Below are 15,279 nucleotides of genomic sequence, written 5' to 3'. Positions count from 1 at the left end.
CCTACGTCGATTTTGCCAGATACAAACTGACAGGCTGGCGCAGGCTCTGCGCCAACCGTTGCTCACATTGTTGGCGTACACCACTGAGCCAGTGCACCGTATTGTCTTGCTCTGCATGCAGCTCGACGTTCCAGCCCCCCTGCTCCCGGCGGATACTGGCGTTGATCCGCCCCAGGCGGCCCAGGTGAAAAACAGCCATCAACGGCCATTGCGAACCAACGAGCATTCGCGGCGCCAACTGCTCGGTCAGTGCCCCGATCATGGCGACATCGCCCGAGGCTTTGATTCCATTCAGAGACGCTCCATATCCCCCGCTGTCCTGGCCCCCATCGTCAAACAACCGGGCGAACAATCGCCCTTGCTCCCAAGGCACCAGGGTACCGAATTCAGGTGCACGATCATCGCGAGACTCGCGCGGACGCTGACGTTCAGGCGGACTAACTGAAACCTGTTTCATATCGGCTCCTGCCTCAGTAACTCAGATAACTCTTGTATTTTTTCTACCTGGCGCAAGCACAAGGTGACGTGTTTCTGCGCCTGGCCGACCCGTGCAGCCCGCTCTTGCTGCTGCTCTTGGAGTTGCAACAATTGGCCTTCTTCACGCCGGGTACCCGCCGATAATTGCCGCTCCTTGGCACTCCAGTTTTTCAGCGCCTTGAACGTCACCACCTGCCCCTGGTGCTGACTCAACAGCTGCGCGCATTGCCGGGCCTCTTCCAGGCGGGTTTGCTCGAGGATTTCCTGCGCTTCCCGGATATGCGCGACCAGCGCTTGCTGCGCCCTTTTTGCCTCACGCAGCGCACGCTCGGCGCGGTCTGCACGGTGTCGGCGCAAACGTCGCAGGGTATCGATTTCAGCCGGTAACACTTCAGAATGGGACATGGGCGGTCAGCTCAGCCAATTGGTCCATGGTGGCGGCAAGCGGCGAAGGTTCGCGCAAGTCCTGGCGCAGAAAGCCATCTACCGCCTGCCGACTGTCAACAGCCAGGTCGGTGAGTGCATCGTTGCCGGGCTGATATTCCCCCAACTTGAGCATCAGCTCGATCTGCTGGTAAGCCGACAGCAAGCGTCGTAGCGCCGTGCCGGCACGGATATGCACGGGCTCGGCAACATTGCTTAGAATCCGCGAAAGGCTGGCCAGGACATCGACCGCCGGGTAATGGCCGCGCTCGGCCAGCTTGCGCGACAGGACGATATGACCGTCGAGCAGAGAGCGCACCTCATCCGCTACCGGATCGTTCATGGAGTCCTGTTCGATCAACACTGTATAGATGGCCGTGATCACGCCTTCACGGGTCAAGCCGGCACGCTCCACCAGACGTGGCAGCAAACTGTAGACCGACGGCGGCAGACCACCGCGCCCCAAGGGTTCACCGGCAGCCAGGCCGATTTCACGTTGGGCCCTGGCAAAACGGGTCAGAGAGTCGATCAGCAACAGCACCCTCTGGCCCTTGCGCCGGAAACCTTCGGCCAGCGCAGTTGCCGTGAACGCAGCACGCGCGCGCTCCATGCTTGAGCGGTCGGAGGTTGCACACACCAACACGGCCTTGGCACGCAACTGCTCATCCAGTTCATGATCGAGAAACTCGCGCAGTTCCCGGCCCCGCTCCCCGATGAGACCGAATACGATCACATCGCACTCCACGTTACGGGCGATTTCGGCCAACAAGGTGGTCTTGCCACAACCGGCTCCGGCAAACAGCCCGACACGCTGGCCCTCCCCCAGAGTCATCAGGCCATCAATCGAGCGCACCCCCGTAGCCAGTGCGCGGTTGATCCGCGGCCGTTCGGTAGGAAGAGGCGCCTCGCATAACACTGTGGTCGCCCCAGGGGTGTCCGCTTCCACGAACGCGCTCACACCATCGCCCGCAATCGGGCGGCCAAAACCATCCAGCACCTGCCCCAACAACTCATCACCGACCCGGACCTGATGCGGAACCCCCAACCGCTCGACGCTGGCGCCTACACGCACGCCTTCAAGGTTGCCCAGGGCACTGAGCACCGCATCGCGCTGATCGAACCCGATGATCTCGGCGAGCATGTAGTCGCCCGGCCCTTTTTCGACTTTGCATAGGTCACCAATACGTGCCTGCGGCAACCGGCACTGCAGCAGCATGCCGTTCACGCGCTGGATACGACCGAGCATTGTCACCGGCGCGAAACTGCTCAACGCCTGTGACTGGTTCAGTTGCCAGGCCTCCAGACGCTCCTGCAGCGACCCCTTCACCAGCCCACCTCATAGCGTTGCTCGCCGTCAAAAACCACTTTGCTGTTATCGATCAAAACCAGGCGCAGGCCATCCACTTCATCACCCACGAATAAGCGGCTTCCTTCCTCCAGCACCACGTGGCCATTCGGGCCACCCACTATCTGCGAGATCTTGAACGGTAGCCTGCCTTCGCGTACCCGTACGCGACTGAGCACCGGCACCACAGTGTCGAATTGCTCGGCAAAACGGTCGAGCATGCGCGCAATCAGTTCCACTTCATCCTGGGAAACAACACCATTGAGGGCAATCTGACCATTGACGATCTGCAAGCTGACGCGCTGGAGCAATTCACGTTCGTTGAGCATCTTCATGAGTTGCTGACGCACCTCAGCGGGTGAGTCCAACCCGGGTTTCTGAATGACCGCCGGCATCAGCGATGCCTGGGCCTCACGCTCACCGCTGAAGATAATGCCGACCGCAGCGATGATCACGGCGCATAGCAGAACCAGGCTGACCAAGCGTTTTTGCTGCAACAAGGGAATGGAAGACAGCGTCAGCGGCAATGGCGCCTGGGGCAAGGGCTCCGTTGCCGGCCGGGGCGGCTTGAGCACCGATGCCTGCCGCCAAGGATGATCGGCAGGGCAGACACACAAGCTGACGGGGCCAATCATAAACGGCGTGTTGAGTGCCAGATCGCCGATCTGCGCCAACATTTGCCCATCGCCGTTTTTCAGCAGCCCCGCTTCAGCCTGCACCGACCAGCGCCCTTCGAGCAATAGCAGGCGCGCGTGGTGCTCGGCGATACCGGGATCATCCAGCAAGAGATCAGCGTCCGCGTTGGCGCCAAGGCTCCACTGCTCACCAAACAGAGGCAGCGCGGCCCCTTGATGCAAACCATCCAACACTCGGAGTTCGAACATCAGTACGTCCCCCCGTACTCTGCAAGTAGCGCTGTGTTCATGCCAATGTCCCGTGCATCAACTCATCCTGGCCAAGGTCAAAACGCCCCAGCACCTTGACCTTGGAAGTGCTCCCCAGCTCGGCGAAAGACAACACCGGCACATGGTTGAACTCCTCAAGCAACAAGGTGCGCAAGGGGCTGCGCAAATCCTGCGCCACCAACAACACACTTTTTATTTTTGCCCGTGCGCTGAAGGCCTGGTTGAGCAGGTTGACCAGCGCAGCGCTATTATCGCCGTCGAGTGCAAAGAACACCCCGGTCTGGGTCTGGCGCAGCGCCTCGCGCAGGATGTTTTCGGTATGCGGTGACAACAGCCAGGCATGCAGCCCATCGGCCTCGCTGTACTGGTGGTAGATCTGCGACTTGAGGGCAATGCGCGCATAGTCAGCCAGTGCTTCCGGCTCGCGTTCGTGCTGGCCGTATTCGATCAGCGATTCGACAATCAACCTCACGGCGCGCAGCGGAACCCCTTCGCTGGCCAGGCGTTGCAGCACCGCCGAAAAGCGCGAGATCGGCATGATGCGTTGCAGTTCCTGCACCAGCTCGGGTTGGTTGTTCTCAAGCCAACTGAGGATCGACTTGCTCTCTTGAATCCCCAGGAACTGCGGCCCGCTGAGCATCATCGCCTTCTTCATGCGGTCGACGATCAGGCTCGTCGCCGTGAAGCGCTCCAACTGCGTGTCATTGAGCAGTGGGTCGTCGGGTGGCAGCCAGAGCCAATCCTGTTCATTGCGCTCGGCCAATCCCGGTACGCCATGCTCAGGCTCAACCGTCAGGGCGCTGCGCTCCACGGCAACGTGCTGGACCACCGACGCCTTGACCATGGGTACCTCATGGACGCAGAAGCGCATTTCATCATCGTCCAGCGAGTCATCGATCTCGACTTCAAACGGCGGCAACGTCAGGCCAATATTGGCAACCAGGGAGTTTCGAACCTGACGGATTCCGTGAATAAGATCGGTCACCTCAGGCGTACCGCGCAAAGCCGAGGGAAATTGCAGCAGATAGGGCCGGGACGGATCAAACCCGCGCAGATCCTCTTTGCCATTTTCTTCAGGCCGCACGGCTTCGACGGCTTCGGCTTCTGGCTGCGCTTCACGTCGGCGCCGACGGTCGAGGTAATAACCCAAGGCGCCGGTCATCATCGCCAGCAGAATAAACACCAGGGTCGGCATACCAGGCACGATCGCAAACACCAGCATGGCCACCGAGGCGATCATCCAGCTCTTGGGCTCACTGGTCATCTGGCGTGCGATCTCGGCGCCCATGTTCGTGATGCCCTTGCGCCCTTCCGGCGCCACGCGGGTAATGATCATGCCGGCGGTGAGAGAGATCAACAGCGCCGGTATCTGCGCAATCAGACCATCGCCAATCGTCAGCACCGAATACAGCGCCATTGAATCGGCGGCGCTCAAGCCGTGCTGGAACATACCTGTGGAGAAGCCGCCCAACAGGTTGACCACAACGATGATCAACCCCGCGATGGCATCCCCCTTGACGAATTTCATGGCACCATCCATGGCCCCGAACAGCTGACTCTCGCGGGACAACTGCTCACGCTTGTCCCGCGCTTGCACGCCGTCAATCAAGCCGGCACGCAAGTCACTGTCGATGGACATCTGCTTGCCCGGCATTGCGTCCAGGCTGAAGCGCGCCGCCACTTCGGCAACCCGCTCAGAGCCCTTGGTGATCACCAGAAAGTTGACCAGAGTCAGGATCAGAAAGATCACCATCCCAACAGCCAGGTTGCCGCCCACTACGAAATTACCGAAGGCCTCAACGATATCGCCGGCGTCCTGTTCGAGCAGGATCAAGCGCGTCGTTGCGATCGACAACGCCAGGCGGAACATGGTGGTCAGCAACAAAATCGACGGGAAGGAAGAGAACGCCAAAGGCCCGGGCAAGTAAAGCGCCAGCATGATCAGCAGGCAGGCAATACAGATATTCAGCGCAATCAGAATGTCCACCAGCCAGGTAGGCAGCGGCACGATGAAAATGAACACAATGGCCATGATCACCACCGCGCCCAAGACCTCGGCACGCTGCGCCACCTTGAGCAGTACACCGTTGAGGGTGGACAGCACGCTCACGCCAGGATAGTCGAATTAGGAAAACCAGGGCGTATGCGTTCGAGGCGAGCAAGCTCGTCCATCACCAGCAGAAAATTGTGCAGCGCCTCTTGGCGTGATTTGCTATCCGGCCACAAGGCCTCGGGCAACTTTTGAAACAGCTTATAAAGCGCATTGAGAGACACGAGTTTTGATGTGCTGGCCCCCATATCTTCAGCCAGGCGCATGACTTCATTTGTCACGATGCCGGTGTCTGCATAACCCAGCATGCGTCGCAGCAGGCTTACCGCATGCATTTCGATTGCAAGGTTCTGAATCAGCTCACGACAGCTGCATAACACCCCGCTCAATGCGCCACATTTGCCCAGTCCTGTCAGCAAGGTGCGCAACATTGCCGTAGGGACGGAGGACACATGGGCGGCAATGTCGGCCGTCAGGGCGCTGGACATCATTTTCAACCCATGTGCAAAACGGTCGTCACTGTAGATGCCGAGCAGCGCGTGCATCATGGTCGCCAGGGATTGCCGTGTCACCACACTGGCGTAATAGAGCGCGCGCAGCGCCTGGAGCTCTTCTGGATCGCCACTCTTCTTATGCAAGGCCATGGCAATATTCAGGCCCGCCTGGATCTCCCCTTTGAAGCGGATCTCCAGCTTGGCAATTGCATCCCGCGCCAGGTCGGCTTCGGAGTTGCGCACGTCGGCCTCGGCCTGCCCGCACACCGCCTTGAGTACCACGAAGGTGCGCGCCGGATCACCGCCAGTGAGCTCCAGCAATGTATCGATGCTGGGTTGCGTGAGTAATTTCTGCCTGATTCGACGTACTACCGCGGCAAAGCTTTCCTGGGCCGGATGCCCCAACTGCTCATAGAGCTGCGCGAGCACCTGGACAGGAGGCACACGCACGTCAATTACACGCTTATCCAACGTACGACTGCTGGATTCCACCTCCTGACTGAAGTGCAGAGAAAGATCATCGACACCTTGGCCTGGCTCAGGTTTGGCGGCCGGGCTAGCGGTGGGGAGTTCCACCCGCGGGGTCATTGGCACTTCGTTGGTAGATTCGACTTTCATGGGCAGGCCAGTACAGGAAGAGAGTGTCCATATGTGGTCAGGCCCGCCCAGATGGTTCCACTGAAACTCACTCATCCAACAAGATGAAAAAACCCGTACAGGTCCCTGGTGCCTTTTGCAAATTACTGCACAAAACCACCACGACCATAACGTATTTATTTATATAAATCATATGGTTACACAATGATTCTCCTTTGGCACAGGCAGTGCAAAAGAGGTAACCGCCGAAACTATTTCGACTGCGTCTACCTTAAGGAAAAATCATGAATATCCCTATTGAAGCCCTCGTTCACCTTGGTGGCAGTTCGCCTCAATTCATGCTCCATCTGACAGACGATCAACAGAAAAAACTTCGCCGTTTCATTCACAAACGGGTCCTGAACCCGGAAGACGCGGATGATCTTTTGCAATTGACTTACCTGGAGGCCTGGCGCAATCGCGAACGTTTCAGTGGTACCGCGACACTCAGTACCTGGATGTGCGGCATCGCGCAGAACCTGATCCGCAATCACTTCCGGCGCCTGTATGCCAAGCCTGCACATTGCGAATTCGACGAGTCGCTGTGGCATGGCCATGAAGAAAACCACAGCCTGGACTGGGAGTTCGAAGTCAACCGGCGCTTGGAAAATACCCTGAGTGCGATTGACCACTTGCCGACCGAGATGCGCAGAACACTGTACGCCTCGCTGGAAACCGACGGCAGTTACCAGGACACCGCCGATGTACTGGACATTCCTATCGGCACCGTGCGCTCGCGCTTGTCACGGGCCCGCGAACAGCTCAAGCGCGTCACCCACCCCCCACTGCATCGGTAAGTTGAGTTAGCCAGTCACGTGTTGGGCGACAGGGATATCTGCCCAACACTGTCGGACATGGCCTGCGAGTAAACCTTCGAAAACGCCAAGCGCTTCCACTCCCCTCATCCACAACGCATTCGTCACCGCCCGTCGCCAAAACCAGCGCTTTGGCTTAAACAGTTGAAAGCGTAGAAAAAAATTCTACAAAAACGCTTGACGCATTGCCGTTCCAAGCGAATAATGCGCGCCACTTGGCTACATAGCTCAGTTGGTTAGAGCATAGCATTCATAATGCTGGGGTCCGGGGTTCAAGTCCCTGTGTAGCCACCAAGTACTAAAAACGGCTTACCGAAAGGTAGGCCGTTTTTTTATGCGCGCAAAAAACTCCCTAACTGTATTTTGACGCCCCCCTACCCCACTGTTAGTGTCCAGCCTCCCCTGAACACGGAGTGCCCCCGATGCAACTGGACATCTACCAAGTCGACGCTTTCAGCCACCATCCCTTCGGCGGCAACCCGGCAGCAGTGTGCCCGCTCACCGAGTGGCTGCCCGACGAGCAACTGCAGCAGATCGCGGCCGAGAATAATCTTTCGGAAACCGCATTCTTTGTACCCCGTGGCGAGTTCTATGAGTTGCGCTGGCTCACGCCGGAAGTTGAGGTGGACCTGTGCGGCCATGCCACGTTGGCAGCCGCGTGGGTATTGATCCACAAATTGGCGGACGCCCCGCAGGTTCTTCGCTTTGCCACCCGTAGCGGCGAGTTGCGGGTAACGCGCAACGGCGATGAGCTGGCGATGGATTTTCCGGCAAAGAAACCCGAACGCTGCGAGCCGCCCCACGGCATGTTGAGTGCCCTGGGGCTTGAAACCGCCGAGGTGTTTGGCACCGACGACTATATTGTGCTGGTGGAGGATGAAGCGCAGGTAGCGGCCCTGGCACCGGACTTTGCGCGACTCAAGGGCCTGCCTAAACGCGGCATTGCGGTGACCGCCAAGAGCACGCGGTTTGATTTTGTCTCGCGCTGGTTCGGCCCGAATGTGGGCGTCAATGAAGACCCGGTTACCGGCTCGGCGCACACCTCGCTGGCACCGTTCTGGGCCGAGCGCCTGGGCAAGCCGCAATTGAGCGCCGAACAAGGCGGCCAGCGTAAGGGCCAGTTGCGCTGTGAACTCCAGGGTGACCGGGTGATTATTTCCGGCAAGGCCGTGCTGTACATGCAAGGCACGATTTACCTGTAAAAAACGCAGTAGCCCAAGGACCACAGCACCTTCTCAACATGAACGGAGTTCAGCGCGTGTTTTTGATTTCCCGCCGCAGCCTGACAGTCATCGCCGCAACCCTGGCCCTCGCAGCCTGCCACACGCCCGTCAACGAACAGCCTGCGGCGCCAGAGCTGGGTTCGGGCTATCGCACCGACCTGAGCACCCGCCACGCCGAGCGCCATATGGCCGCCGCCGCCAACCCACTGGCCGCTGAAGCCGGGCGTGAAATGCTGCGTCAAGGCGGCTCAGCCATTGATGCGGCGATTGCCATGCAAGCGGTATTGACTCTGGTGGAACCGCAATCGTCCGGCATCGGCGGCGGTGCATTCATCATGCTGTGGGATGGACAACAGGTGCAGGCTTATGACGGCCGTGAAACAGCACCGGCCGGGGCGACAGAGCGTCTGTTCCTGAAGGCCGACGGTACGCCGATGGCGTTCACGGATGCGCAGATTGGCGGGCGCTCGGTGGGTACGCCGGGCGTACTGCGCGCCCTGGAGATGGCGCACAAAAAGAGCGGCCACCTGCAATGGGCCAAGCTGTTCGAGCCGGCAATTCGTCTGTCGGAGCAAGGCTTTGCCATTTCCCCACGCTTGCACAGCTTGATCGCCGCTGACCGCTTTATCGCGCAATCACCCGACATGGCGGCGTACTTCCTGAATGCCGACGGCTCGCCAAAAGCCACCGGTACACGATTGAAAAACCCGGCACTGGCCGCGGTGTTCAAGCGCATCGCCAAGGAAGGGCCGGATGCGCTATACCAAGGCCCGATTGCCGATGAAATCGCACGCAAGGTACAGGGCCATCGCAATGCCGGCAGCCTGTCCCAGGCCGACCTCAAGGGCTACACCGCCAAGCAGCGCGCACCGCTGTGCACCGACTACAAACAATGGAAGGTCTGCGGCATGCCACCGCCGTCCTCGGGCGGGATTGCCGTGGCGCAGATCCTGGGGACATTGCAGGCGCTGGAAACCCGCGACCCACGCCTGGCCATCGCCCCCATGACACCGGTCAAGAGTGTTTCGCCGGCCGGGCTTGAGCCGACACCCGAGGCCGTGCACCTGCTCGCCGAAGCCGGGCGCCTGGCCTTTGCCGACCGCGCGCTGTACGTGGCCGATGCAGACTTCACCCCCGTCCCGGTCGCCGGCCTCGTCGCGCCAGGTTACCTGGCACAACGCGCCACGCTGATCGGCGAGCGCAGCATGGGCATCGCCAAGCCCGGCCAACCCGCCGGTATTCAGGTGGCGTACGCACCAGACCGCTCGCCGCTGCGCATCTCCACCTCACAGGTAGTGGCGGTGGACGACCAGGGCGGCGCCGTGTCGATGACCACCACGGTTGAAGCGGCATTCGGCTCTCATGTGATGGTCCAGGGCTTTTTGCTCAACAACCAGATGACCGACTTCTCGTTCATCCCCGCAGAAAACGGCCAGCCTGTGGCCAACCGCGTACAACCGGGTAAACGCCCACGCTCGGCCATGGCGCCGACCCTGGTGTTCGACCGCAAGACAGGCGAACTGCTGGCTACCGTCGGCTCCCCCGGCGGCTCGCAGATCATCGAGTACGTGAGTAAATCCCTGGTGGCCATGCTCGACTGGAAGCTCGACCCGCAGGCGGCCATCAGCCTGCCTAACTTCGGCAGTCGCAATGGTGCTACCGAGTTGGAAGCTGGGCTGTTCAGCCCGGAGCTGAAACAGGTGCTCAAGGACAAGGGCCACGCCCTGAGCGAGATCGAGATGACCAGCGGCGTGCAGGCCATCGTGCGCACACGGGATGCCCACGGCAAGGTGACGCTCAGTGGCGGTGCTGACCCTCGGCGTGAAGGTGAGGCGTTGGGTGACTAAGACGTTGATCTATCCGTACAGGCTTATAAAAAAGACCTGCACCCTTACGCCTTAAATCCTACGCGGAGCGCCAGAACTCAAAGTGCCATGTCATCTTTTGCGATAAAAACCTTCTTGAGCAGCCCCATCTCACCTGCGATTTTCTGGCCCGCCCTTTCTTGCCAGAGGCTACGTCAAAGACGTAGAATTTCGCGTGCTCACTCTCATAGAATCTCCTCTATTCAGCAGGCAATGGCCTGACTATTGGACTGAAGATGAAAAAGGTATCTTCATGGCGTTTCTCGCCAGCCATCCTGATGCTGGAAATGTCATCCCGCGCTCGGGAGGTTGCCGAAAGATACGCTGGAGCATGGAGGGCCGGGGTAAAAGTGGATCAGTGCGGGTCATCTACACCACACAACTGGAGTGCGGAGCAGTCGTCGCGCTACTGATTTATGGCAAGAGCGCCACGGAGAATATTCCGGCACATATCCTGTACAAAATCGCAAAGGAAATGAACCATGCCACTCACTGATAAAGAACTGAAGGAACGTGACGCCAAACGCAATATAGGCGAAGAACTACTCACAGCCATTCAGGATGTCAAAGCGGGACGTTACGGTGCCGTGCAGCACGTTGAGGTCACTCAGGCTGCCGAAGCAAGAAGCAAGACAGGGCTCTCACAACCCAAATTTGCCGAGCTTCTGGGCGTGTCAGTAAGAACCCTTCAAGAATGGGAGCAAGGGCGTCGCGCACCTTCCGGAGCAGCACGTTCGCTACTGCATATTGCGGCCATAAGGCCGGACGTTTTTCGCGAAGTACTCAGTAACGCCTGATCGCGTTACTGCTTCGGGCCAATCACTGGCGGTTGATCTTCAAGCCCTTGCGCCCCGCATGCCGCTCCAACGCCAACTCAATCAACCGGCTCACCAACTCGCTGTAGCTCATGCCCGCCGCCTGCCACAGCTTGGGGTACATGCTGATGCGGGTAAAACCGGGCAGTGAGTTGATCTCGTTGATCAGCACTTCGCCGTCCTGCGTAAGGAACACATCCACCCGCGCCAACCCGGCGCAGCCCAACACTTCAAACGCCTCAATGGCCAGGCTGCGAATCCGTTCGCTGGCTTCGTGACTGATCGCCGCCGGCACCACCACCTGAGCAGCCTGGCCATCGATGTATTTGCTGTCGTAGGAATAGAAACCACTGCTCACCACGATCTCGCCACAACCGCTGGCGATGGGCTCGTCATTGCCCAGCACGGCGCATTCGATCTCACGGCCCTGGACGGCGGACTCCACCAGCACCTTCTCATCAAACCCCAACGCCAGTTCAACGGCAGCGCGGTACTCGGCTTCGCTGCCGACTTTGCTTACCCCCACCGACGAACCCTGGTTGGCGGGCTTGACGAACATCGGCACACCGAGCTTGCCAGCGGCCGTTTCAAACGAGGTGCGCGCCGCATTAGCTCGCGTAAGGGTGATGAACGGCGTGACCGCAATACCCGCGTCGCGCAGCAAGCGCTTGCTGATGTCTTTGTCCATGCACACCGCCGAGCCGAGCACGTCGGAGCCGACGAAGGGCAAGTCGGCCATACGCAGCAAACCTTGCAGGCAGCCGTCTTCGCCGAGGGTGCCGTGGACAATCGGGAAGATCACGTCGATGTGTTCCAGCATGCCCTGCCCGGAGGTTTCCACCACTTGCTGGCTGGCCTTGCCGGGCACCACGGCCAATTCACGGTTGGACTGGTTGAGGGCGATGAGTGCCGGGTTTTCCTGGTTGAGCAGAAAGTTCGAGGTGTCATTGAGGTGCCAGTGACCGGCCTTGTCGATACCGATCAAAACCGGCTCGAAGCGTGAGCGATCAAGGGCATCGACAATGTTGCGCGCCGATTGCAGCGAGACCTCATGCTCAGCCGAACGGCCACCAAAAATAATCCCTACCCGCACCTTGCTCATGACCCGGCCTCACTGTTGAAAGTAAGGCTTCTTACCATGGGTGGTTAGCGATTCGCTACCCGATGTGCATTGCCCCACACCTGCACAATCGTACAAGACCCCAGCAGACAACCGGTGCAGACTCAGTTAACGTGTTTCCACTTCCTTTTGTGACAAGTCACCATGGGCAACCCCATCCACTCCCTCGACTGGCTGCACCGCGCGCCCCACGCCAGTGGCCTTGACCGTATCGAGGCGTACTTTGCCGGCTTCGCCTTCGACCCTCATCGCCATGACACGTACGCCATAGGGCGCACGTTGTTCGGCGTACAGAGTTTTCATTATCGCGGCGGCACAACCCACAGCCTGCCTGGCACCACCATGGTGATCCACCCGGATGAAACCCATGACGGTCGCGCTGGCAGCGACGAAGGCTTCAAGTACCGGATGATCTATGTGGAGCCGGCGCTGATCCAGCAGATCCTTGGTGGGCAGCCGTTGCCGTTTATCCCCGGCGGCTTGTCCACCGACCCACGGCTGCACCGCGCCAGCGAAGTGTTGCTGCAGAGCCTGGATTGCCCGATAGACCCGATGCAAGAACAAGACGCTATGTTCGACCTGGCCCACGCGCTGAGCGCTGCGTCCGGGGCCCTCATTCGCCGTAAATCCTTCGACTACGTCGCGGCCGAACGCGCCCGTGAATTCATCCACAGCGCCCTGGGCCGCAGCATCACCCTGAATGAAATTGCCGACCATGCCGGCCGCGACCGCTGGGCGTTATCGCGGGATTTTCGTCTGTTGTTCGGCACCAGCCCCTACCGCTACCTGACCATGCGCCGGCTGGACCTGGTGCGCCACTTATTGGCCCAGGGCCAATCGTTGGTGGATGCGGCGATGACCGCAGGCTTCACCGACCAAAGCCACATGACCCGCCAATTTCGCAGCACCTACGGCATGCCGCCATCGCGTTGGGTGAAAATGCTCGGACGCTGAGTACTGGGTTGGACTGTGGGAGCTGGCTTGCCTGCGATGCAGACACCTCGGTACATCAGGTACACCGAGGTGATGCCATCGCAGGCAAGCCAGTTCCCACAGTTGATCTTCGTGGCTTTGCGCCTCTGTCAGAGCTGGCGCCCGACAATCGGTTGGCCAATGGCCAGGAAATTCCCGCCCGCCACATGGTGCAACGTGCGCAGTTCATCATGCCCTTCAAAATGCCAGCGGCCCTCGCTGAATACCCGCTCATCAGCATAGGCCGCGACCACTTCGCCCAGGAACAGGTCATAGGCCTGCTGATTATGCGGCTCGGGCAGCAAGCGGCATTCCAGCCAGGCCACGCAGCCTTCCAGCATCGGCGCCTCGGTGTGCTCACCGCTGAAAGAGTGCAGGCCGTAGGCTGCGAATTTGTCGGTTTCAACGCCGCGGGTATTGCCCACCGTCTGCACCAGATCAGCCTGCACAACACAAGGCACCTGCAGCACAAAAGTGCCGGCGCCTTCAAGTAGCTGGCGGGTCCAGGTGGCCTTGTCGAGCACCACCGCGACTTTCGGTGGTTCGAAATCCAACGGCATGGCCCAGGCAGCGGCCATGATATTGCGCTGGCCGTTGTGGGCTGCACTCACCAACACGGTCGGCCCGTGGTTGAGCAAACGGTAAGCCTTGGACAGTGGTACGGGGCGACGGAACGTAGGGCTCATGGTCGATCAGCTCTGCAAGCGATAAAAGACCTACGATACCTCAAGCACAAGCCCGACAGGTCAGCTCGACAGCTGATTGGCAAACTGCCCGACCGCACTCACTACTTTTTGCGCACCGTCCTGAATCTCGACGATCACGGTACCCGCCTCCGCCGCCAGGGCCAGGCCCTGCTCGGCTTGCGCACGACCGTCGGCCATCAAGGCCACCGCGTCGCGGGCCATGTCCTGGTTCTGGCGCACTACACCGACAATTTCCTCGGTGGCTTTGCTGGTACGTGACGCCAATTGCCGTACTTCATCGGCCACCACCGCAAAGCCACGCCCCTGCTCACCGGCACGCGCCGCTTCGATGGCGGCGTTGAGCGCCAAAAGGTTGGTTTGCTCGGCAATGCCGCTGATGGTCTTGACGATGCTGCCGATCACTTGGGACTGGGCATTCAACGCCTCGATGCCTTCACCGGCCTGCTGCATGTGCTGGGCCAGGTCGCGCATCACGTCCACGGCCTGGGTGACCACAGTGGTACCGCGCTGGGCGCTGTCGTCGGTTTGCAACGAGGTGCTGTAGGCAATATTGGCGGCCTCGGCCACCGCCTGCTCGCGGTTGACCTGGTCGGTAATGACCGTGGCGAACTTGACCACTTTGTACAACCGCTCATTGGCGTCCAGCACCGGGTTGTAGGTGGCCTCCAACCACACCAGGCGGCCGTGGCTGTCCACGCGTTTGAAGCGCGCGGCGACGAACTCACCGGCGTTCAGGCGCTTCCAGAACTGTTGGTATTCGGCACTGTTGTATTCCTGTGGTTCACAGAACATACTGTGATGTTTGCCTTCGATCTGCGCCAGACTGTAACCCATGGCGCCGAGGAAGCGGTCATTGGCGGTGAGTACATGCCCCTCCAGATCGAACTCGATCAACGCGGTAGAACGCATCAGCGCGGTGATCAGGTTTTCATGTTCACGCGAACTCTCGATGGTGCGAGTAAGGTCGCTGGAGAACATCGAAAACTGCTTGATGCGCCCCTCCGAACTGCGCACCGGCTGCACGATTGAGCGCAACCAGGCTTCCTTGCCATTGCCGCGCATAAGGCGCACGGCGCCGGCAAAGTGTTCGCCGCGGGCCAGCGCGTGCTTGAAGCGCAGCTGGAACTCGTCCTGGCGCACGTGGGCCGGCACCAGGTCTTCGATCGCGCGCCCGACAATCTCGCCCAGCGAGTAAGCCAGCTCCTGCAGGAAGTTGGCATTGGCCCACTCCACACGGCCTTCAGGGTCCAGTGTCAGGCAGAGCATTTCGCTTTCCAGGCTCTCTTTCACCTGGAGCAAGCTCGACAATTCTTCGCGCAGAGCGGTCAGCTCCTGCTTCAGGCGGGTATTGAACATGGGGCACCGTTAGGCAAGTGAGGTAGGTGTACTCACTTGCATCGGCGCTGCCGGGGTTTTCTGAAGAGCGCTTGAG

Annotated in this window: 15 protein-coding genes and 1 tRNA gene; 7 read left to right on the top strand and 9 right to left on the bottom strand. The window is 59.8% G+C overall.

The genetic code is table 11. The annotated features are described in order from the left end of the window. Position 1: 1 nt before the first annotated feature. Genes BT204_RS12200 through BT204_RS12175 form a run of 6 tightly spaced genes read right to left on the bottom strand, consistent with a single transcriptional unit; the run spans position 2 to position 6,312 of the window. Entirely contained in the window at positions 2-457 is a 456-nt protein-coding gene (locus BT204_RS12200) for a type III secretion system HrpP C-terminal domain-containing protein (protein ID WP_054897141.1), read from the bottom strand. Further along, positions 454-882: a type III secretion system stalk subunit SctO gene (locus BT204_RS12195; RefSeq protein ID WP_054921802.1), complete on the bottom strand. Its 429-nt coding sequence runs from the start codon at positions 880-882 to the stop codon at positions 454-456. Before BT204_RS12195 ends, BT204_RS12200 begins: the two co-directional genes overlap by 4 nt. Further along, the gene (locus BT204_RS12190) at positions 869-2,227 is read right to left on the bottom strand and encodes a FliI/YscN family ATPase (protein WP_034128102.1); all 1,359 of its coding nucleotides are present in this window, start codon (positions 2,225-2,227) and stop codon (positions 869-871) included. The genes BT204_RS12195 and BT204_RS12190 overlap by 14 nt, the downstream gene beginning before the upstream one ends. Beyond that, on the bottom strand, positions 2,224-3,129 hold the full coding sequence (locus tag BT204_RS12185; protein WP_034128103.1) for an FHA domain-containing protein: 906 nt from the start codon (positions 3,127-3,129) through the stop codon (positions 2,224-2,226). The genes BT204_RS12190 and BT204_RS12185 overlap by 4 nt, the downstream gene beginning before the upstream one ends. Before the next feature lie 37 nt (positions 3,130-3,166). Next, entirely contained in the window at positions 3,167-5,260 is a 2,094-nt protein-coding gene (gene sctV / locus BT204_RS12180; protein WP_072446975.1) for a type III secretion system export apparatus subunit SctV, read from the bottom strand. Beyond that, positions 5,257-6,312, bottom strand: coding sequence for a TyeA family type III secretion system gatekeeper subunit (locus tag BT204_RS12175; protein WP_054921795.1), 1,056 nt, complete (start codon positions 6,310-6,312; stop codon positions 5,257-5,259). Before BT204_RS12175 ends, sctV begins: the two co-directional genes overlap by 4 nt. Before the next feature lie 263 nt (positions 6,313-6,575). On the opposite strand from BT204_RS12175, the gene BT204_RS12170 reads away from it, so the two are divergent. From BT204_RS12170 to BT204_RS12145, 6 genes are all read left to right on the top strand, one after another. Further along, a complete protein-coding gene (locus BT204_RS12170; RefSeq protein ID WP_054897146.1) occupies positions 6,576-7,127 on the top strand; it encodes an RNA polymerase sigma factor in 552 nt (183 codons plus the stop codon). 235 nt (positions 7,128-7,362) lie between these two features. Then, a tRNA-Met gene (locus tag BT204_RS12165) sits at positions 7,363-7,439 on the top strand. Between the two features lie 128 nt (positions 7,440-7,567). Then, positions 7,568-8,347, top strand: coding sequence for a PhzF family phenazine biosynthesis protein (locus tag BT204_RS12160; RefSeq protein ID WP_072446973.1), 780 nt, complete (start codon positions 7,568-7,570; stop codon positions 8,345-8,347). Between the two features lie 38 nt (positions 8,348-8,385). Beyond that, positions 8,386-10,215 (top strand): gamma-glutamyltransferase, encoded by a 1,830-nt coding sequence (ggt, locus tag BT204_RS12155; RefSeq protein WP_072446971.1) that lies wholly within the window; start codon positions 8,386-8,388, stop codon positions 10,213-10,215. Positions 10,216-10,486: 271 nt separating this feature from the next. Continuing rightward, complete coding sequence (locus tag BT204_RS12150; protein WP_197986766.1) at positions 10,487-10,729, top strand: hypothetical protein; 243 nt, start codon at positions 10,487-10,489, stop codon at positions 10,727-10,729. After that, on the top strand, positions 10,716-11,030 hold the full coding sequence (locus tag BT204_RS12145; RefSeq protein WP_019817027.1) for a helix-turn-helix domain-containing protein: 315 nt from the start codon (positions 10,716-10,718) through the stop codon (positions 11,028-11,030). The genes BT204_RS12150 and BT204_RS12145 overlap by 14 nt, the downstream gene beginning before the upstream one ends. A 22-nt stretch (positions 11,031-11,052) precedes the next feature. Here the strand turns inward: BT204_RS12145 and ddlA are convergent, their stop codons facing one another. Continuing rightward, positions 11,053-12,150 carry a D-alanine--D-alanine ligase gene (gene ddlA / locus BT204_RS12140; RefSeq protein ID WP_072446969.1) on the bottom strand — a complete coding sequence of 366 codons (1,098 nt, stop codon included), beginning with the start codon at positions 12,148-12,150 and terminating at the stop codon, positions 11,053-11,055. A gap of 162 nt (positions 12,151-12,312) precedes the next feature. Here ddlA and BT204_RS12135 point away from each other — a divergent pair, with 162 nt between their 5' ends. Next, positions 12,313-13,122 (top strand): AraC family transcriptional regulator, encoded by an 810-nt coding sequence (locus tag BT204_RS12135; RefSeq protein ID WP_072446967.1) that lies wholly within the window; start codon positions 12,313-12,315, stop codon positions 13,120-13,122. 128 nt (positions 13,123-13,250) lie between these two features. On the opposite strand, the gene BT204_RS12130 is transcribed toward BT204_RS12135, so the two are convergent. Then, positions 13,251-13,826: a flavin reductase family protein gene (locus BT204_RS12130; protein WP_072446965.1), complete on the bottom strand. Its 576-nt coding sequence runs from the start codon at positions 13,824-13,826 to the stop codon at positions 13,251-13,253. Positions 13,827-13,886: 60 nt separating this feature from the next. After that, a complete protein-coding gene (locus BT204_RS12125; protein ID WP_072446964.1) occupies positions 13,887-15,203 on the bottom strand; it encodes a methyl-accepting chemotaxis protein in 1,317 nt (438 codons plus the stop codon). Positions 15,204-15,279 lie beyond the last annotated feature (76 nt).

Origin of the sequence: Pseudomonas sp. NFPP02 (assembly GCF_900119355.1) — a bacterium.
Lineage (GTDB): Bacteria > Pseudomonadota > Gammaproteobacteria > Pseudomonadales > Pseudomonadaceae > Aquipseudomonas > Aquipseudomonas paracarnis.
Note: the sequence above shows the minus strand (reverse complement) of the source record. Positions and strands in the feature narration are given on the sequence as shown.